At 59.9% G+C, this 18,014-nt stretch carries 15 protein-coding genes, 1 tRNA gene and 1 pseudogene; 10 read left to right on the top strand and 7 right to left on the bottom strand.

Features of this window, described 5'->3' with window-relative positions; translation table 11 throughout:
• Positions 1-8 precede the first annotated feature (8 nt).
• The 4 genes from ACMX25_RS07595 to pncB form a co-directional block, all read right to left on the bottom strand.
• A complete protein-coding gene (locus ACMX25_RS07595) occupies positions 9-1,484 on the bottom strand; it encodes a DNA recombination protein RmuC (RefSeq protein ID WP_414949073.1) in 1,476 nt (491 codons plus the stop codon).
• Between the two features lie 2 nt (positions 1,485-1,486).
• A complete protein-coding gene (locus ACMX25_RS07590; protein WP_414948976.1) occupies positions 1,487-2,467 on the bottom strand; it encodes a 2-hydroxyacid dehydrogenase in 981 nt (326 codons plus the stop codon).
• Between the two features lie 9 nt (positions 2,468-2,476).
• On the bottom strand, positions 2,477-3,886 hold the full coding sequence (locus ACMX25_RS07585; protein WP_414948974.1) for a sodium:proton antiporter: 1,410 nt from the start codon (positions 3,884-3,886) through the stop codon (positions 2,477-2,479).
• 227 nt (positions 3,887-4,113) lie between these two features.
• Positions 4,114-5,304 carry a nicotinate phosphoribosyltransferase gene (gene pncB / locus ACMX25_RS07580; RefSeq protein ID WP_414948972.1) on the bottom strand — a complete coding sequence of 397 codons (1,191 nt, stop codon included), beginning with the start codon at positions 5,302-5,304 and terminating at the stop codon, positions 4,114-4,116.
• A gap of 481 nt (positions 5,305-5,785) precedes the next feature.
• On the opposite strand from pncB, the gene fdxA reads away from it, so the two are divergent.
• The 6 genes from fdxA (at position 5,786) to kdgD (ending at position 11,442) form a co-directional block, all read left to right on the top strand.
• A complete protein-coding gene (fdxA, locus tag ACMX25_RS07575; RefSeq protein WP_299707510.1) occupies positions 5,786-6,109 on the top strand; it encodes a ferredoxin FdxA in 324 nt (107 codons plus the stop codon).
• 132 nt (positions 6,110-6,241) lie between these two features.
• Positions 6,242-6,317, top strand: a tRNA-Asn gene (locus ACMX25_RS07570).
• A 325-nt stretch (positions 6,318-6,642) separates the two neighbouring features.
• Complete coding sequence (locus ACMX25_RS07565) at positions 6,643-7,386, top strand: FadR/GntR family transcriptional regulator (protein WP_414948971.1); 744 nt, start codon at positions 6,643-6,645, stop codon at positions 7,384-7,386.
• Positions 7,387-7,738: 352 nt separating this feature from the next.
• On the top strand, positions 7,739-9,076 hold the full coding sequence (locus ACMX25_RS07560) for an MFS transporter (RefSeq protein ID WP_414948970.1): 1,338 nt from the start codon (positions 7,739-7,741) through the stop codon (positions 9,074-9,076).
• Positions 9,077-9,107: 31 nt separating this feature from the next.
• Positions 9,108-10,466: a glucarate dehydratase gene (gudD, locus tag ACMX25_RS07555; protein WP_414948969.1), complete on the top strand. Its 1,359-nt coding sequence runs from the start codon at positions 9,108-9,110 to the stop codon at positions 10,464-10,466.
• A gap of 58 nt (positions 10,467-10,524) precedes the next feature.
• Complete coding sequence (kdgD, locus tag ACMX25_RS07550) at positions 10,525-11,442, top strand: 5-dehydro-4-deoxyglucarate dehydratase (RefSeq protein WP_414948968.1); 918 nt, start codon at positions 10,525-10,527, stop codon at positions 11,440-11,442.
• A gap of 82 nt (positions 11,443-11,524) precedes the next feature.
• Here the strand turns inward: kdgD and ACMX25_RS07545 are convergent, their stop codons facing one another.
• The 3 genes from ACMX25_RS07545 to ACMX25_RS07535 are packed head-to-tail and all read right to left on the bottom strand — an operon-like array spanning position 11,525 to position 14,258.
• Positions 11,525-12,112 (bottom strand): LutC/YkgG family protein, encoded by a 588-nt coding sequence (locus tag ACMX25_RS07545; RefSeq protein WP_414948966.1) that lies wholly within the window; start codon positions 12,110-12,112, stop codon positions 11,525-11,527.
• The gene (locus tag ACMX25_RS07540; RefSeq protein ID WP_414948965.1) at positions 12,109-13,518 is read right to left on the bottom strand and encodes a lactate utilization protein B; all 1,410 of its coding nucleotides are present in this window, start codon (positions 13,516-13,518) and stop codon (positions 12,109-12,111) included. Before ACMX25_RS07540 ends, ACMX25_RS07545 begins: the two co-directional genes overlap by 4 nt.
• Positions 13,515-14,258 (bottom strand): (Fe-S)-binding protein, encoded by a 744-nt coding sequence (locus ACMX25_RS07535; RefSeq protein ID WP_414948964.1) that lies wholly within the window; start codon positions 14,256-14,258, stop codon positions 13,515-13,517. The genes ACMX25_RS07540 and ACMX25_RS07535 overlap by 4 nt, the downstream gene beginning before the upstream one ends.
• 129 nt (positions 14,259-14,387) lie before the next feature.
• Here ACMX25_RS07535 and ACMX25_RS07530 point away from each other — a divergent pair, with 129 nt between their 5' ends.
• The 4 genes and pseudogenes from ACMX25_RS07530 to ACMX25_RS07515 all read left to right on the top strand — a co-directional run bounded on the left by ACMX25_RS07530 (position 14,388) and on the right by ACMX25_RS07515 (position 17,976).
• The gene (locus ACMX25_RS07530; protein ID WP_414948963.1) at positions 14,388-15,185 is read left to right on the top strand and encodes a FadR/GntR family transcriptional regulator; all 798 of its coding nucleotides are present in this window, start codon (positions 14,388-14,390) and stop codon (positions 15,183-15,185) included.
• Positions 15,182-16,243: an aldose epimerase family protein gene (locus ACMX25_RS07525; RefSeq protein ID WP_414948961.1), complete on the top strand. Its 1,062-nt coding sequence runs from the start codon at positions 15,182-15,184 to the stop codon at positions 16,241-16,243. The genes ACMX25_RS07530 and ACMX25_RS07525 overlap by 4 nt, the downstream gene beginning before the upstream one ends.
• Positions 16,244-16,550: 307 nt before the next feature.
• A pseudogene (locus ACMX25_RS07520) lies at positions 16,551-17,043 on the top strand (CreA family protein).
• 168 nt (positions 17,044-17,211) lie between these two features.
• Positions 17,212-17,976, top strand: coding sequence for a DUF4088 family protein (locus ACMX25_RS07515; RefSeq protein ID WP_414948960.1), 765 nt, complete (start codon positions 17,212-17,214; stop codon positions 17,974-17,976).
• Positions 17,977-18,014: the final 38 nt, after the last annotated feature.

The following is an 18,014-nucleotide window of genomic DNA, read 5'->3' as shown; positions in this document are numbered from 1 at the left end:
ACCGAGTTCTAAGCGCCAGGTTCGTGGCGTTCCACTGATTCCTCACGTTCATCGCCGAGCAGGTTGGCCGCCTGCTCGCCCGGCAACGCTTCCACGTCGCGAAGCTTCTTGCTCATCTGCCGCGTCCGCGTTTCCGCCGATTCAATAGAGCGCGTCACCGCCTCAAGCTGCGAGCGCGTCTTCGACAGCACTTCGCCAAACTTCCTGAACTCCGTTTTCACTGCGCCGAGCACTTGCCAGACTTCACTGGAACGCTGCTCGATTGCCAGCGTCCTGAACCCCATTTGCAGGCTATTCAGCAACGCGGTCAACGTGGTCGGCCCCGTCACGCTCACCCGATATTCCCGCTGCAGAAAATCGGTCAACCCAGGACGGCGCAGGATTTCTGCATACAGGCCTTCGGTAGGCAGAAATAACAACGCGAAGTCCGTGGTGTGTGGAGGCGCAACATACTTCTGGGCGATGGCCTTCGCCTCCGCACGAATGCGGCCTTCCAGCGCACGTGACGCCTCCTCGACTGCCACCACATCTGCTCGATCTTGCGCATCGATCAGACGTTCGTAGTCCTCGCGCGGAAACTTCGCGTCGATAGGCAGCCACACCGGCGTAGCCACCGCATTCGGGCCGCTCTGGCCGGGCGCGTCGTGACGGCCAGGCAGCTTGATTGCAAACTCCACGCGGTCGTTGCTCTTCGGAATGGTTGCGACATTCTTCGCGTACTGGTCCGGCGTCAGCAATTGTTCGAGCAACGATTCGAGCTGCACCTCGCCCCATGTTCCACGCGTCTTCACGTTGGTCAGCACCTTCTTCAAGTCGCCAACCCCTGCCGCCAGCGTCTGCATTTCCCCCAATCCGCGATGCACCTGTTCCAGCCGGTCCGACACCAGCTTGAACGATTCACCCAGCCGTTGTTCGAGCGTGGCGTGCAGCTTTTCGTCGACGGTGCGGCGCATTTCTTCGAGCTTCGCCGCGTTGTTCGCTTCGATATCCTTCAGCCGCGCTTCTAGCGTTGCGCGCACTTCAGTCAGGCGACGGTCATTCGACTCCGACATCTGCGCGAGCTGCAACGTGAGGGCATCGCCGAAACGCTTCAGCGCCTGACTTTGTTCATCGCGTGCGTGCTGGCCTTGCAGCGCGTTGCTCTCCGTCAGCGTGACCAGTTGCCGGGAGAACGCCTCAAGCTGCGTGCTCTGGACGTTCGCCATGCTCGCGAGTTGCGTCGCGAGCGTCTGCTGGAATTGAGCGAACGCGGTGCCCGCCTCGGTACGCGACGCGCGGGACGTTTCGGTGACTTCGCCCCTCACGTTGCGTTCAAGCCGCTCCTGGCCGCGCGCGTGCGCTTCGCCCATATCGATGATCCGATCGGCCAGCGCCTCGAACTGCTCCTCGACCTCTGTTCCGCGCTTCGGTCGCAACAACAGCACCAACGCGATCACCAGAGCGATCGCGAGGACAGCGACACCTACGCTCAACAGCAACAACATGTTCATTTCTTGAGCACTTCCGGATTGATCGGGTTTGGCGGATTGCCCGCGCGCGGACCTTCACCCAGCGCGGCGATCAAGTTGTCCGCGGCGAGATTGGCCATGGCACGGCGCGTGGATTCGGTCGCGCTGGCAATGTGCGGTGTGAGCACCACGTTCGACACCGTCAGGAAATCACGATCGAAATTCGGCTCGCCTTCGAACACATCGAGCCCGGCCGCCGCGATGGTCTTGTTGCGCAACGCCTGGATCAGCGCAGCGTCGTCGACAATCCCGCCACGCGCGATGTTCGTCAGCGTAGCCGTAGGTTTCATGCTTGCCAGTTCAGCCGCGCCGATAGTGTGGTGATTCTCGGCGGTGTACGGCAACACCAGCACGACGTGATCAGCGCGCTTGAGCAAATCCGCCTTCGATACATACTCTGCGTTCAGGTCCGCCTCGATCTCCGGCGCGACGCGCGAACGGTTGTGATAGATCACGCGCATGTTGAACCCGCGCGCGCGCCGGGCGAGCGCCTGACCAATGCGGCCCATGCCAAGCACACCGAGCGTGGAACCGCATACGTCGGTGCCCAGGAACGCGTCGTAGGACCATGTGCCCCACTTGCCCGCGCGCAGGAAGTGCTCCGATTCCGCAATACGCCTTGCAGCGGCCATCATCAGCGCCCAGCCGAAGTCGGCCGTGCTCTCGTTCAACACGTCCGGAGTATTGGTGCCGAGCACGCCGTGCGCGTTCAACGCCTGCATGTCGAAGTTGTTGTAACCCACGGCCATGTTCGACACGACCTTCAGGTTCGGCGCGCCTTCTAGGACCTTCGCCGTGACGGGATCGCCTGCTAGCAAGGCGCCGTCGCGATCAGCCATGCGGCGCGCGAATTCGTCGGAGCCAAGCGGTGCACCCGGGTTGGCATCGACTTCAAAATACTGCCGGAGACGTTCGATAACGTCCGGGAAAATGGGGCGCGCAACCAGCACTTTCTTCATCGACTTCTCCTAAAAGAACAGCCATCCAGTAAGCAGGAACAAGGGCAGCAAAATAACGGTCGACCAGCCAAGATACGCGAAGAATCCCGGCATCACGATGCCGCGCGATTCGGCAATCGCCTTGACCATGAAGTTTGGCGCATTGCCGATATAGCTGTTCGCGCCCATGAACACGGCACCGGCCGAGATGGCCGCGAGCGTGGTGGCGCCGGTCGTCATCAACGTTGGGGCGTCACCGCCAGCAAGGTTGAAGAACACGAGATAAGTCGGCGCGTTGTCGAGAAATGACGACAGCAGGCCGGTCGCCCAGAAGTACGCAATGTCGATGGGTTTGCCGCTTGCATCGGTCACCATGTGCACGATGCCGGCAAACGCACCGTCCGCACCCGCGCGCAGGATCATGATCACGGGCGCGATGGTAATGAAGATGGCGGCAAACAACTTCGCGACTTCTTCAATAGGCGCCCAGTTGAACGCGTTGCCTGCGCGCGCGCTTTTCGGCGTGAGCACGAGCGACAAGAGCGTCACCACGACGAGCAGCCCATCGCGCACGGCGTTCTGCAACGCGACATGCGTACCGAATACATCAAACTCGATGCCCGGCTTCCACAAGCCGCTCATTAACACCAGCGCGACCACCGCCGCGAGCAGGACGAAATTAATCTTGCCGTCCACGCTCAACGGCGTTTTTACCTCGCTCCTATGGACCACCTTTTCCTTGGCGAAGTAATAGCGGTCGAGCGCATAGAAGAGCGCCAGCAAAACCACGCAGATGAAGAGCGTTGGCGCGGCGAGATGCACCGTGGTCCAGAAAAAACTCACGCCATTCAGGAAGCCGAGGAACAGCGGCGGATCCCCGAGCGGCGAGAGCGAACCGCCGGCATTGGCCACAAGAAAGATGAAGAACACCACGCGATGCACAACGTGCTTGCAATGTTCATTGGCGCGCAGCAGCGGGCGAATCAGCAGCATGGCCGCGCCCGTTGTTCCCATAATGCTGGCGAGCACCGTGCCAAGCGCGAGCAGCCCGGTATTCAGGCGCGGGGACCCGTGCAGGTCGCCATGCAGGCAGATGCCGCCCGCGACAGTAAACAGCGCCGTGAGCAGGATGATGAACGGCACATACTCTTCCAGCATGGCATGCACGAAGGTCGCGAATGCAACCTGCGTACCGAAGCCAAGTGCAAAAGGGACAAGAAACAGGAGCGCCCAAGCCGCCGATATCTTGCCGAAATGAGAATGCCAGGCATGCGGCGCGATCAGCGGAACGATCGCGATGGACAACAGGATCCCGGCGAACGGAAGTGCCCATAGCGGAGACAGCGTGGCGCCATTCAGCGATGCCGCGGATGCGGTCAAGGGCAGCAAGAGCAGCGCCAGGCCCTGCCATAAACGTTGCCTGTTTACGGACGTGCTCATGCTGGAGCGCTACCGCTTGAAATCCGGCGTACGGCCGATGGTTTCATGATGCTGTCCTCGTTGGCCTGTGCGTCGTGGCGAGTGCCACGCGGCGTTTGCCGCGTGGCATTTGAATCGCGGCATGTGCGTCGATCAAGCACTCGATTATAACGATCGCACCCACTCGAATACCCTCGACCGAACGGCTAACGCGGGGCAGCATCGACCTTCAACAACAGCTTCGCGAGTTACAGTTCATCCACGGGTTTAGCGATGTCGAACACCTGGCGCAGGTAGGCAAGATAAGCCTGGTCGTCGCACATGTTCTTGCCGGGGGAATCGGATAGTTTGGCCACGGGCTGGCCGTTGCAGCGAACCATCTTGATCACGATCTGCAACGGCTGATAGCCAAGATCGTTAGTCAGGTTGGTGCCCACGCCGAAGGCGAGCTGACAGCGGCCATGGAAACGTTCGTAGAGACGCAGGACCTTCGGAATGTCGAGTGCGTCGGAGAACACCAGCACCTTGGTGCGCGGGTCGCAACGGTTCTCTTCGTAATGGCGGATCAGCCGCTCGCCCCAGTCGAACGGGTCGCCGGAGTCGTGGCGGGCGCCGTCGAAAAGCTTGCAGAAGTACATGTCGAAGTCGTTGAGGAACGCCTTCATGCCGTAGACGTCGGAGAGCGCAATGCCCAGGTCGCCGCGATATTCCTTCGCCCACATCTCGAAGCCGAAGATCTGCGAATCTCGCAGCCGTGGGCCGAGCGCCTGGCAAGCTTGCAGGTATTCATGCGCCATGGTGCCGAGCGGACGCAAGCCGTGCTTCATCGCGTAGTAGACGTTGCTCGTGCCCGTGAACTGCTCGCCCAGGCCTTCCTTCAGTTTGAGGATCACCTCTTCATGCCACTGCTTGGAAAACCGCCGGCGGGTGCCGTAGTCGGCGATCTTGCAGTCGGCAACTTCGGGGCGGCCGCCGAGCAACTGGATCTTGTCATGCAGGCGGTCACGGCCGGTATCGAAGGTCGGGTCGCGCTGCGTATTGCGGAAATAGACCTCGTTGACAATCGCGAGGATCGGAATCTCGAACAGGATGGTGTGCAGCCACGGACCAACAATATCAATGTCGATCTCGCCGTTCTGCTTGGCGGAGGGCTTGATCGTGACGGACTTCTCGTTGAGATGAAAGAGCGCGAGGAAGTCGATGAAATCGCTCTTGATGAAGCGCATCCGGCGAAGATATTCGAGCTCCTCTTCCTTGAAGCGCAGATGGCAAAGCTGGCGCACTTCGTCGCGTATCTCATCTATATACGGCACGAGATCGATATCCGGCGTGCGGCAGCGGAACTTGTATTCCGCGTGGGCTGCCGGGAAGTGATGCAGCACGACCTGCATCATCGTGAACTTGTAGAGATCGGTGTCGAGCAGCGAATGGATAATCATGGTTCCAGACGAACGGCTAGGGAAACGAGTAAAAGCGCGAGTAAAGGGCGAGTAGAACCGCCCACAAGCGCGCGGATAAAACCGCAAACGGACCCGGCACGCCCCAATGCACTGCCTGCTTTGCCCCCGGCGGCCTCCAGTGCATGTTACCCGAAGTGTCCAGCCGGAGCGGCACGCCCACTCTGGCGAAACACGCTGGACAGCAGGTGCGCAGGAGCGCGCCGGCGACCCATAAACAAATCACTAAACGATATAAGGTCTTCTAACCCGGGGTCGCGCTCAAATATACCGGTACGCTACAATATCGGTTTTGGCGCGCAGATCGTGCACAGTCGGGTTATATAGTTAGGCTAAAGCGCTCAAAGCTCTATACCCCTGCCCCGAATAGAGTCTCTCGGTTAGAGACGCTCGTTTCGCTGGCTGGACCCCGACTTCATGTTGCCCTCGCCGCCTCCCACGAATTCTGTATGCAGGAGCCTGAATGACTCACGTTGTGACCGAAAGCTGCATTAAGTGCCGCTATACCGATTGCGTGGACGTGTGCCCAGTGGATTGCTTCCGCGAAGGTCCCAACTTCCTGTCGATCGATCCTGACGAGTGCATCGATTGCGCTGTTTGCGTCGCCGAATGCCCGGTCAATGCGATCTATGCCGAGGAAGATGTCCCCGGTGATCAACAGCATTTCATTGAACTGAACGCCGAACTGTCGCGCGGCTGGCCGAGCATCACCAAGACCAAGGCGCCGCTGCCCGAGGCCGACGAATTCAAGGACGTGAAAGAGAAGCTTGAGCTGTTGGCGCGTTGAGCCCGAGGGGCCACACGTCGTGGCATTCTGAGTAACGCTTCGCTAGTTTGTGACTTTTTGAATTGAGATGAACGCAGGGTGTTGACAGGCTAGATTCTCCTCCATATAATTTCGTTTCTCTGCTGCAGATGTTCCTCGATAGCTCAGTTGGTAGAGCGCCGGACTGTTAATCCGTAGGTCCCTGGTTCGAGCCCAGGTCGAGGAGCCAAAAAGATTTCAGCTCGAAAAGCCCAATCGAAAGATTGGGCTTTTTGCATTCTGGGCCGTAAATCAAGCTCAATAATCTTGGGATCACAAATACGCCGCAGTATCGATGCCGCCCTCAGCGCCATCGATCAATCAGGACAGTTGAACATATATTCGTCTGGTCAACGAGTGCCGCCCCCCAGCCTCTCCCTTCAATCAGATCACCCGCTTAACCCGATCATCCAATCTTTAAAATTGATGGTCGTCAGACAACGGTATAATCTTGTCTATCCACTGCACTTCCGAACTACGACACCGCCGCCCGGCTGACCCAAGGAGCGTTTCTGATGGTCGAATCCCTCACATCCGTCATAACACCCCGACGCGCCCGAAACCTGGCGGAAAGCGTGTTCGACTACGTGATCGAACAGATTGAATCCGCTGCGCTGAAGCCGGGCGACAAGCTCCCCACCGAAGCGAAACTCATGCTGACGCTCGGCGTGAGCCGCACGGTTGTACGTGAAGGTATTTCTCGCCTGCAGGCCAACGAGGTTATCGAAACACGTCATGGCATTGGCAGTTTCGTGCTGGAACCACGTCGCGAAAAACTGGGCATCGACATGGTGCCGGCCACCACCTTGCGTGACGTGTTGTCCGTGCTTGAATTGCGTATCAGCCTGGAAACCGAATGCGCCGGCCTCGCCGCACAGCGCGCGCGGCCGGAAGATCTCGTGCGCATGCGCGCGGCGCTCGACGCAATAGAGGCCACCAGCCGCAACGGCAGCGACAGCGTCGCGGCCGATCTCCAGTTCCATATCGCGCTCGCCCGGGCGACCGGAAACCGCTATTTCGTCGATATCCTGACCCAGATGGGCAGCGCCCTGATCCCGCGAAACCGCATCGATTCAGCGGGGATTGCGAAAGCCGATCCGAAAGCGTACGTCTCGCTGGTCAATCTTGAGCACGAGAGCATCCTCGAAGCCATCACGCGACGCGACGCCGAAAGCGCGCGCGCCGCCATGCGCATGCATTTATCGAATAGCCGGGAACGCCTGCGCCGCGCGAATCAGTCAAGCGAAGCGGCCGGCTAAAGCAGCTCGCGTAACGCCAGCGCCGAGTGACCGAATAACATCTATCTCACAGACGGGCGCCTGCAGTCGCATCAGCAGGTGCCCAACTCCTGCCAGCACATCCCCTAACATCAATGATCTTGTCTGACGTCCGACTTTAATCCATAATCTCGTCAGCACAATCGATGAAAATTACATCTCATACATCGGGAACCGCGCTGCGGACACGGGTTAACACCCATTTTGACCGTCCTCATACCACTTTTAGAATGTCATCAGACAACGTATCACACGTTGTAAGACTGCGAATTGACTTACGGCGGTCGCATCGATACCCCGGACTGACCGGGAAGTCATCCGGAGATGAATTTTTGTGACGCCCGACCTCACCTTATCGACACCCGACGCGCTGACATCGGCGGCGTCAAAAGTTAAGCGCCACGCGTTGCCGCTTTTCCTGATCATGTTCATCGCGAACTACATCGACCGGGTGAATATCGGCTTCGTCAACACGCATATGCAGACGGACCTGGGGATTGGCGCCGCGGCGTACGGGTTGGGGAGCGGCTTGTTCTTCATCGGCTATGCGTTGTTCGAAGTGCCGTCGAATGTGCTGATGGCGCGCTTCGGCGCACGCGCGTGGCTCACGCGGATAATGTTCACCTGGGGCCTGGTCGCGGGCGCCATGGCCTTCACCTGGAACGACACGTCGTTCTATGTCATGCGGTTCCTGCTAGGCGTTGCCGAGGCCGGCTTTTTCCCGGGCGTGGTGTATTACTTCACACAATGGTTGCCGCAAAAAGAGCGTGGCAAAGCGGTCGCGATCTTCCTGGGCGGCTCGGCACTGGCGTCGGTGTTATCGGGACCCGTGTCAGGCGCCCTGCTTTCGATACGCGGCTTCGGCCTGCACGGCTGGCAGTGGATGTTCCTGATCGAAGGCCTGTTTTCAATCCTGCTGTGCGGCGTGAGCTGGTTCATGCTCAAGTCCCATCCCCGCGACGCCAAATGGCTCTCCGAGCAAGAACAACAGGCGCTGAGCACCGCGATTGCCCGCGAGCAGGCAGAGCGGGAAGCAGCCGGCAACGCGCATCTGCCGATCACAAGGCTCTTGAAAGACCCGCAGATCGTGCTGTTCTGCGTGCTGTATTTCGCGATCCAGCTGACTATTTATGCCGCCACGTTCTGGCTGCCGACCATCATCCGCAAGATGGGCGGCCTGAGCGATTTCCAGGTCGGCCTCTATAACGCGGTACCGTGGCTGATCGCGATGTTCGCGATGTATTGCTTCGCGATGTTGTCGGCGAAATGGCGCTTCCAGCAGGCGTGGCTCGCGCTCGCACTGGTCATTGCTGCGTGCGGATTGTTTGCATCGACCTCGGCGAACCCGGTCTTTTCGTTCGTCGCCATCTGCTTTTCTGCGATCGGTTTTAAAGCAGCGGCGTCGCTGTTCTGGCCACTGCCGCAGGGATACCTCGATGTACGCGTCGCGGCCGGCGTGATCGCGCTGATCAACTCGATCGGCAACCTGGGCGGCTTTTTTGCGCCGGCAGCGTTCGGTTATCTGCAGCAACACACGGGCTCGATCTCCGGCGGTCTGTATGGGCTGGGAATTGCGTCGATCATCGCGGCCGTGATCGCGTTTTTCGCTAAGGACCGGTTGACCGGCCGCCCCGAACACGCCACCGAACCAAACCCGACCCCGGCCGCTTAAGAGCCCAAATCAACTCACACTGAGCACGTCCATGTCCCCGAACCCAAGCGTTTCAACCGCTGAGAACGCCACGCCCACCGTCACTGAACTTCGCGTGGTCCCGGTTGCCGGCCGCGACAGCATGTTGCTGAACCTCAGCGGCGCGCACGGCCCGTTCTTCACGCGCAACATCGTGATCCTGCGCGACAGCGCGGGGCATACGGGCGTTGGAGAAGTGCCGGGCGGCGAGAGCATCCGCAAGACGATCGATGACGCGCGTCCGCTCGTCGTCGGCCAGTCGATCGGCAATCTGCACGCCGTGCTCAACACCACGCGCAAGCAATTTGCGGATCGCGATGCCGGCGGACGCGGCACGCAGACCTTCGACTTGCGCACGACCATCCATGCCGTGACCGGACTTGAAGCCGCGTTGCTCGACTTGCTCGGCCAGCATCTTGGCGTGCCCGTGGCGGCGTTGCTCGGCGAAGGCCAGCAACGCGATGAAGTGGAGATGCTCGGCTACCTGTTTTATATCGGCGATAAAAAGAAGACCGACCTGCCCTATTCCGAGGGCACAAACGGCACCGATGACTGGACCCGCCTGCGCAACGAAGAAGCGATGACGCCTGAAGCCATCGTGCGGCTGGCGGAAGCCGCGCACGCGCGTTATGGCTTCAACGATTTCAAGCTGAAGGGCGGCGTGCTTTCCGGCGATGCGGAAATCGAAGCGGTCACGGCGATCGCCGAACGCTTCCCCAAAGCCCGCGTGACGCTCGACCCGAACGGCGCGTGGTCGCTATCCGAAGCGGTGCGTCTGTGCCGCGACCAGCATCACGTGCTCGCTTACGCCGAAGACCCGTGTGGTGCCGAAAACGGTTATTCCGGCCGCGAGGTCATGGCTGAATTCCGTCGTGCCACGGGCCTGCCGACGGCGACCAACATGATCGCGACCGACTGGCGCCAGATGGGCCACGCGATTCAGTTGCAATCGGTGGACATTCCGCTCGCCGATCCGCATTTCTGGACGATGCAAGGCTCGGTTCGCGTGGCGCAAATGTGCAACGAGTGGGGCCTGACGTGGGGCTCGCATTCGAACAATCACTTCGACATTTCGCTCGCCATGTTCACGCACGTCGCGGCGGCAGCGCCCGGCAAGATTACTGCCATCGATACCCACTGGATCTGGCAGGACGGCCAGCATCTGACGCGCGAGCCGCTGCAGATCGTGGGCGGCAAGGTGAAGGTGCCGGCGCGGCCGGGACTGGGTGTGGACATCGATATGGACGAACTCGATAAAGCCCACGCGCTGTATCAAGAACACGGTCTGGGCGCCCGCGACGACGCCATCGCGATGCAATACCTGATCCCGAACTGGACCTTCGACAACAAGCGCCCGTGCCTCGTGCGCTGATTTTCTCAACTCAACGGCGCATTTAGCGACTCACCCAAAAACCAATTCACGACCGACCATGACAACACCTCAAGAGCTCAAGCAAATCGTTTCCGAAGGGCTGCTGTCCTTTCCGTTGACCGACTTCGACGAACAAGGCGACTTCCGCGCCGATACCTATGCTGCGCGTCTGGAATGGCTTGCACCGTATGGCGCGACGGCATTGTTCGCGGCCGGTGGCACAGGCGAATTCTTCTCGCTGACGCACAGCGAATATTCGAACGTGATTCGCACGGCAACGGAAACCTGCAAGGGCCGTGTGCCGATCCTCGCCGGTGCGGGCGGTGCGACGCGGGTGGCGATTGCTTATGCGCAGGAGGCCGAACGGCTTGGCGCGAACGGTATTTTGCTGATGCCGCATTACCTGACCGAAGCCAGCCAGGAAGGCATTGCCGCGCACGTCGAACAGGTGTGCAAGGCGGTGAAGAACATTGGCGTAATCGTGTATAACCGCGCCAATTCAAAGCTCAACGCCGACATGCTCGAACGCCTCGCCGATACCTGCCCGAACCTGATCGGCTTCAAGGACGGCGTGGGTGAGATCGAAAACATGGTGACGATCCGTCGCCGGCTGGGTGACCGGTTTTCGTACCTCGGCGGCTTGCCGACGGCCGAGGTTTATGCCGAAGCGTATAAGGCGCTGGGCGTGCCGGTGTATTCATCGGCGGTATTCAACTTCATTCCGAAGACCGCGATGGAGTTTTATAAAGCGGTGGCATCGCAGGATCGCGTGACGACTGGCCGCCTGCTCGATGAGTTCTTCATGCCGTACCTCGCGATTCGCAACCGCAAGGCGGGTTATGCGGTGAGTATCGTGAAGGCGGGGGCGAAGCTGATTGGCCGCAGCGCCGGTCCCGTGCGCGCACCGTTGACCGACCTGACCGAAGATGAAATGGCGCAGCTCGACGTGCTGATCAAGAAGCTCGGCGCTCAATAAAGTTCGCGGCAGTTAAAAGGCCGTTCCAACTTGCGTTGGAACGGCTTTTTTGCATTTTGCGTCGCGTATAAACGCTTAAAACCTAAGCCGCGAGCAACACCACCGTCAACGACCGCACGCCCTGCGCGCCGCGAATCAACACGCCTTCGATATCCGCCGTCGCCGATGGCCCCGTCACCAGCACGGCATAACGCGCGGCCTTGAAGTCATCGCGTCGATACACATCCTGCAGCCCATCCACAATCTGCGCAGGATCGAGCAGCACGACCAGGTGCTGCACCAGATAACCAATCGAATTGACGATGTATTCGTCCTCGCTGAACCAGACCGAGCCCGTTTCCGCCACGCCGAAGCGCGCCCGCACGACGCCCGCGTCAACGTCCTGAAGCAACGCAGGGGACATATCGGCGGTGAGCGCGCGGTTTCCTTCGATACCCGGAACCGCCGACGCGACTATCGCGCCCGCGCCAAAACGCTCGACGAGCAGCGCACGCACCGTATCGAGCGACTCGCCTTCGACCACCGTCCCGCCCATTGCAGCAAGCGCGGTACGAAAGCGTTCGAGGCGCTCACCGGGCGGGGTATCGAAGAGTGGAACGTCGGGACGCGGCCGCGCGGCCGGTTGCGCCGTACGGATTTTCGTTAAAAAAGCCTCACGCGTTGTTGTCATTTCGGCGCCGCCTTGCGATTTTTCTTGTACCACTCGTGGAAGGTTTCAGCCGGCGTTTCAGGCAAGTCGCGCTGACGGCCCCAGATGTTCAACGGGTTATAAAGCACGAAGTTCGGCAGCCGCTTGAGCGCGCCGCCGAGCGACGCAACCGTGCCTCGATACAACGTCGGACTGGCAAGCAGGCGCCCCGCCATCTTCAGCACTTCCTGCTTCACGAACGGCACTTCATGGTTCGCTGCAATCACCTCGCGCCACTTGTAGATCTGCTCGTGAATATTGACCTTCGTCGGACAGACGTTGGTGCAACTGCCGTTGAGCGTCGATGCAAACGGCAGGCTGCTGAAACGCTTCATATCGTAAGTAGGATTGATGATCGCGCCGATCGGCCCGGAGTACGTAAAGCCGTACGACAAGCCGCCGCTGCGCCGATACACCGGGCACGTATTCATGCACGCGCCGCAGCGGATGCATTTGAGCGAGTACCAGAAATCCTCCATCGCGAGGCGCTCGGAACGGCCGTGATCGACGAGAATGTAATGCATCTCCGAGCCCGGCCGGGGCGCGCGGAAATGCGAAGTGTATTGCGTGATCGGAGAGCCGAGCGCACTGCGCGACAGCATGCGAATGAACACGCCGAGATCGGAAATCCGGGGAATCAGCTTTTCGATACCAATCGATGCAATGTGCAGCGGCGGCACATTCGCCGACAAATCCGCGTTGCCCTCGTTCGTGCAGACAACAACCGTTCCCGTTTCCGCGACCGCGAAGTTGCAGCCGGTCATGCCGGCGGTTTTCTCGCGTACGAAATAAGGCCGCGTGTTCATGCGCTGGCTTTCAGCGAGATAGTGGATGTCGCTATTTTTTGGATCGGTGCCGATCGTCCGGCCGAACAGTTCTGCCACATCCGCGCGCAGCTTATGCACGGCGGGCACGACCATGTGGCTCGGATCCTGGTTATCCAGTTGCTGGATGCGCTCGCCGAGATCCGTTTCCATCACCGTAATGCCGCGCGGTTCGATGTACTCGCGCATCTTGCATTCATCGGTCAGCATGGATTTGCTTTTGACAAGCGTGGTGAGACCGCGCTCGGACATCAGCTTGTAGACGATCTCGTTGTGCTCTTCCGCGGTCGCAGCGTAATGCACGATCACGCCGTGCGACTCGGCTTGCGTAATGAACTGGTCGAGGTAATCGGCAAGATTTGAAAGCGTGTGCTCCTTGATCCCCGACGCCAGCTCGCGCAACGTCTCCCATTCGGGCATGCCGTGCGCTTGCGCATCGCGTTTGCTGCGCAGGTCCCAGAGACGTTTATCGTGGAAAGCGACGTGATCTTCCTTCGCGATAAACGCACCCGCCGCCTTCGCGTGATCGAGCCGCTTGCTTTTTCCCTTCACGACCTCGCTCATGAGCGTGCTCCATTCAGGACTTGGGCGATGTGGATAAACCGCGCATCGAGTTTCAGGCGTTCTGCGCAGCCTTGCTGATGCATGAGGCAGGACATATCGCCGGAGACAATATATTGCGCGCCCGCGCCGAGGTGATCGCGGACCTTGTCCTGCCCCATCCTCACCGATACCGCTTCCTCGGTCACGGAAAACGTGCCGCCAAAGCCGCAGCATTCATCGGGGCGCGCAGGCGCGACGAATTCGATGCCTTTGACGCCTTCCAGCAGCGCGCGCGGTTTGGAGAATGGCGCTCCATTGATCTCCGATGCAGACACTTCCTTTAAGTGCCGGATGGCGCTGCAGCTATTGTGCAAGCCCACGCGATGTGGGAATTCGGCCCACGGAAATTCGCGCACCTTGAGGACATCGTGGAGAAATTCGACCAGTTCGTAGGCGTTCGTGCGGACCTTTTTCACCGCTGCCGTCTGCTCGATCGCCGTCAAATGCTCGCGCACGTGATGAATACAACTCGCCGATGGACCGACCACGTAGTCGTAATCCGCGAAGTTGCGGGCGAACACCCGCTCGGCGCCGGCCGCTTCCTTTTGCGCGCCGCTGTTCGCCATCGGCTGGCCGCAGCAGGTCTGTTCCTCCGGGTAATCGACTTCCACGCCCAGACGTTCGAGCAATTCGAGGGTCGCGATGCCGACTTCGGGATAGAACGCATCGATAAAACAGGGAACGAACAGGGCGACTTTCATTGGATGGGCAGTGGGGAGCCAGAAAGACAAACGATTTGCCAAAATTTGGTAAGCTTGGTCTGACCAAGACTTTAAAGTTTGCAGCGTTTCATGTCAAACTGCCAAACCTCGAGCGCGAACGAACTTTCCATGCCTTTTCAGCCCGTCCATTCCTACACCCGCACGCGCATTACCGATGTCGTCTCCGACCAGATCCGCGCGCTGATCACCAGCGGCGCGTTACTCCCCGGACAACGTCTGCCTGCCGAACGCGATCTCGCGGAGCAGCTCAACGTGTCGCGCCCATCGCTGCGTGAGGCGTTGATCCGGCTGGAATCGGATGGATTCATCCAGGCAGCCGCGCGCACCGGCTTCGTGGTCTCCGATGTCACCGCGCCACTCGTATCCGCGCCGCTCGCCGCGTTGCTGAGCCAGCATCCGACGGCCAGCGCCGATGTCCTCGAACTCCGCCACGGTCTCGAATCCCTGGCAACGGGTTACGCAGCCGAACGCGCCACCGCAACCGATCTGGCGCGTATCACCGAAGCGTTCAACGCGCTCAAGACGGCCGCCATCGAACCGAAACGCACGCGGATAGCCGAACACGACGCCGCGTTTCATCTCGCTATCGCCGATGCCACCCACAACCTCGCCCTCGCCCACGTGATGCACGGCCTGCAGGAACTCGTGCGTGAATCGATGCTGACATCGCACCGGCTGGTGGACTACGACGATCAGGTCGAAGCGGATTTGCTGGCGCAACATCAGGCAATATTCGATGCCATCGTCGCCCGCGACCCGCTACGCGCCCGGGAAGCCGCAGGCAAACATCTTGACTACGTCAGTAGGCTTTATCGTGACCGCTTGCCCCGCTTATCCAAGCCGGAAGCTAAACCCGAAGCGCCCCGCCACCCGGCAAAAAATCAAAATCCGGAGACCACACCATGACCCTTTCCAGCACCCACTGGGGCAACCTCGCGGATGGTACGCCTGTCGATCTTCACACGCTGGGCCATGACAACGGCTCGAAGGTAACGGTCACGAATCTGGGCGCGGCTCTCGTCTCCTGGTTCGCGCCGGATCGCGACGGCAACCTGGCGGATATCCTGCTCGGCCACGACGCCCCCGCCGCGTACACCACGGGTCCGGCCTACATGGGCGCAACCGTCGGACGCTGGGCGAACCGCATTGCAAACGCGCGTTTTTCCCTCGATGGCGTGGAGTACCCGCTCGAAGCGAATCAGCCGCCGAACTCGCTGCATGGCGGTTTCCAGGGTTTCAGCTTCAAACTATGGCAGGCGGAGCACAGGGGAGACGCGTTGGTGTTCACGCTGGAATCGCCCGCGGGCGATAACGGTTTTCCCGGCACGCTCACCGTCCAGGTGACCTACACGTTCAACGACGCGGGCGAACTGACGATCACCTACGACGCCTTCACGGACGCCCCCACGCCCCTCAATCTCACGAACCACGCGTACTTCAACCTGTCGGGCGTGGACTCGACTACGATCCACGACCACGAGATCGAGATTGCCGCCGACCGGTTTTTCGCCATCGATGAACATACGATTCCGACCCACCTGCAAGACGTCGCCGATACCCCGTTCGACTTTCGTACGGCTGCGCTGCTCGGACCGCGTATCGATACCCGCGACAACGAGCAACTCACGCTGGCGGGCGGCGGTATCGACCATTGTTTTGTGTTGCGCAACGAAGCGCCGGTCACCGAACTGCCCGAAATGCGGCGTGTCGCGGCTGTTTATCATCCGGCTAGCGGACGCGAACTGATCGTCTCGACCACCGAACGCGGCTTGGTGTTCTACACCAGCAACAGTCTCGAAGGCGTGCCGGGCAAGCGCGGCGTGACCTATCACAAGCACGGCGCGCTCTGCCTCGAAGCGGGTGGATTTCCAAACCAGATCAACATGGACGACGCGGAAGACGTCGTGTTGCGCCCCAACGAGCGGTATCGGCAGGTCACGCGCTACGCCATTTGTGTGAAGTAGAAACGTGCCGCCGATAGGAACCCGCCTACAGTCGAATAGGACACGCGCGGGTATCGGCGGGCCGGCCTCTCATCGATACTGAATTCATCGAATCAGAAATCGAATGGAGGAAGACAATGCCTTATCTACTGGGTTGGCTGCTTGGCGTGCCGGTGATCGTGCTGGTGATCCTGTATCTGATTTTTCACTGATCGCGGCATTGCTCACACGTAACGCGAAAGCGCGGCATGCGGTTTCACGTGGATTGAACCGAGGCGTCGTTACAATACGACGCCTTTTTCAATTCCTCATTCCTCGAAGGATTCCGATGAAACGCGCTCTCTTCTCCTTGAAGTCTTTCGCGTCATGTTCGTCGCTCGTTGCGTTGCTTGCTGCGCCTGCCCTGCACGCCCAGGAAATAGCCAGCGTCAACACGAATTTCCGCTTCACCGGCTCGGATCGCGTCACGGTCGAGGCGTACGACGACCCGGCGGTCACCGGCGTCACGTGCTACGTCTCCCGTGCCCGCACGGGCGGCGTTAAAGGAACGCTGGGAATAGCCGAAGACCCGTCTGAGGCCTCCATAGCTTGCCGTCAGGTCGCGCCGATCAAGATCGATGCGCCGCTCAAGCAGAAAGCCGATGTGTTCTCGGAACGGATGTCGTTTATCTTCAAGACGCTGCATGTAGTGCGTATAGTCCGATGCCAAGCGTAATACGCTGGTCTACTTGACCTACAGCGACCGGATTACGACCGGCAGCGCGAAGAACAGCGTGACCGCCGTGCCAATGCCAGCGGGCACGACCATTCCCGTCAAATAAGACCGCCGCGCCGGTTGATCGAGCATCGACGAAATAATTGAAAGCTGGCCTAAAGTTTCCCCTCCCCACGCCGATATAAAGACGAACGGCCGTCGCCCTCATGGCGACGCCGACTGTCTTTCCGCGCCGGCTGAAACCGGTCGACGGGATCGGGAACCGGGAAACATCATGGGTCAGATTACCCTTACATTTAAAGACGAAACGATCGCAGCGCTACGCCGCGACTTCGAGACGCTGATTCGCCTGTCGCTCAAGTTCGACCCGCAATTCGTCACGCCCACGTTCGAAGATTTCCTGCGCGCAAAACTCCTCGACAACCCCACGCCGCTGACCGAACAGGCAGTGCAGCGAATGCTGCAAAACGGTCAGTACGCATGGGCGAAACGGGCGCTCGACAAGGAGTTTCCCGACGTCGTTGAAATGATGATGCGTCAAGCCGGGGAACACGGTTTCGGCTTTGCGGTCCGCTCGGACTGGAAACCTGACGATCTCGTGAAGGCATCGCGCGCGTGGGCGACGGCGATCGTGACCGAGGCGAACGGAGACCCGGCGCAGATCGATACGCTCGCGTCGCAGATCAAGTCGGCGGCATCGGACATACAGGAACTGGAGATGAAAATGCAGACGCCCGCATGGCGTCTCGCCGATTCATTGCGTCAACGCGTGTACGAAACCAAGATTGCGACAGAACATAGCGCGGGATCGACCGCGCGCGAAAAGCTCGGTGAACTGCGCTGCCTGCTGCGACTCGGCATGTTTCATGGCTCGGTGGCAAAGCAGGAAGCACAGCAAGTGCTCGAGCAGATACGCATGATCAAGCCGGAAATTTTTATTGAAGAGCCGTATGACGGGTTCACGCGCTTCGGCAACTGGTTGCGCACGATCTTCACGCCAGAGCGCAAAGCGCCGAAGCCTTCGCGTGCGGAACGTTGAGTGGAGCTTGAGCCCTTGGCGAGCTCAAACGAAACCCT

The organism is Caballeronia eucalypticola, from assembly GCF_047608185.1.
Lineage (GTDB): Bacteria > Pseudomonadota > Gammaproteobacteria > Burkholderiales > Burkholderiaceae > Caballeronia.
This window is presented reverse-complemented; position numbering and strand designations above follow the sequence as displayed.

Bases quoted from the DNA above. Each gene is read 5' to 3' on its own strand.
- ACMX25_RS07585 (WP_414948974.1), bottom strand. From the start codon at position 3,886: ATGAGCACGTCCGTAAACAGGCAACGTTTATGGCAGGGCCTGGCGCTG.
- gudD (WP_414948969.1), top strand. From the start codon at position 9,108: ATGTCCCCGAACCCAAGCGTTTCAACCGCTGAGAACGCCACGCCCACC.
- ACMX25_RS07525 (WP_414948961.1), top strand. From the start codon at position 15,182: ATGACCCTTTCCAGCACCCACTGGGGCAACCTCGCGGATGGTACGCCT.
- ACMX25_RS07540 (WP_414948965.1), bottom strand. From the start codon at position 13,518: ATGAGCGAGGTCGTGAAGGGAAAAAGCAAGCGGCTCGATCACGCGAAG.
- ACMX25_RS07565 (WP_414948971.1), top strand. From the start codon at position 6,643: ATGGTCGAATCCCTCACATCCGTCATAACACCCCGACGCGCCCGAAAC.
- pncB (WP_414948972.1), bottom strand. From the start codon at position 5,304: ATGATTATCCATTCGCTGCTCGACACCGATCTCTACAAGTTCACGATG.
- fdxA (WP_299707510.1), top strand. From the start codon at position 5,786: ATGACTCACGTTGTGACCGAAAGCTGCATTAAGTGCCGCTATACCGAT.
- ACMX25_RS07590 (WP_414948976.1), bottom strand. From the start codon at position 2,467: ATGAAGAAAGTGCTGGTTGCGCGCCCCATTTTCCCGGACGTTATCGAA.
- ACMX25_RS07545 (WP_414948966.1), bottom strand. From the start codon at position 12,112: ATGACAACAACGCGTGAGGCTTTTTTAACGAAAATCCGTACGGCGCAA.
- ACMX25_RS07535 (WP_414948964.1), bottom strand. From the start codon at position 14,258: ATGAAAGTCGCCCTGTTCGTTCCCTGTTTTATCGATGCGTTCTATCCC.
- ACMX25_RS07530 (WP_414948963.1), top strand. From the start codon at position 14,388: ATGCCTTTTCAGCCCGTCCATTCCTACACCCGCACGCGCATTACCGAT.
- ACMX25_RS07595 (WP_414949073.1), bottom strand. From the start codon at position 1,484: ATGTTGTTGCTGTTGAGCGTAGGTGTCGCTGTCCTCGCGATCGCTCTG.
- kdgD (WP_414948968.1), top strand. From the start codon at position 10,525: ATGACAACACCTCAAGAGCTCAAGCAAATCGTTTCCGAAGGGCTGCTG.
- ACMX25_RS07515 (WP_414948960.1), top strand. From the start codon at position 17,212: ATGGGTCAGATTACCCTTACATTTAAAGACGAAACGATCGCAGCGCTA.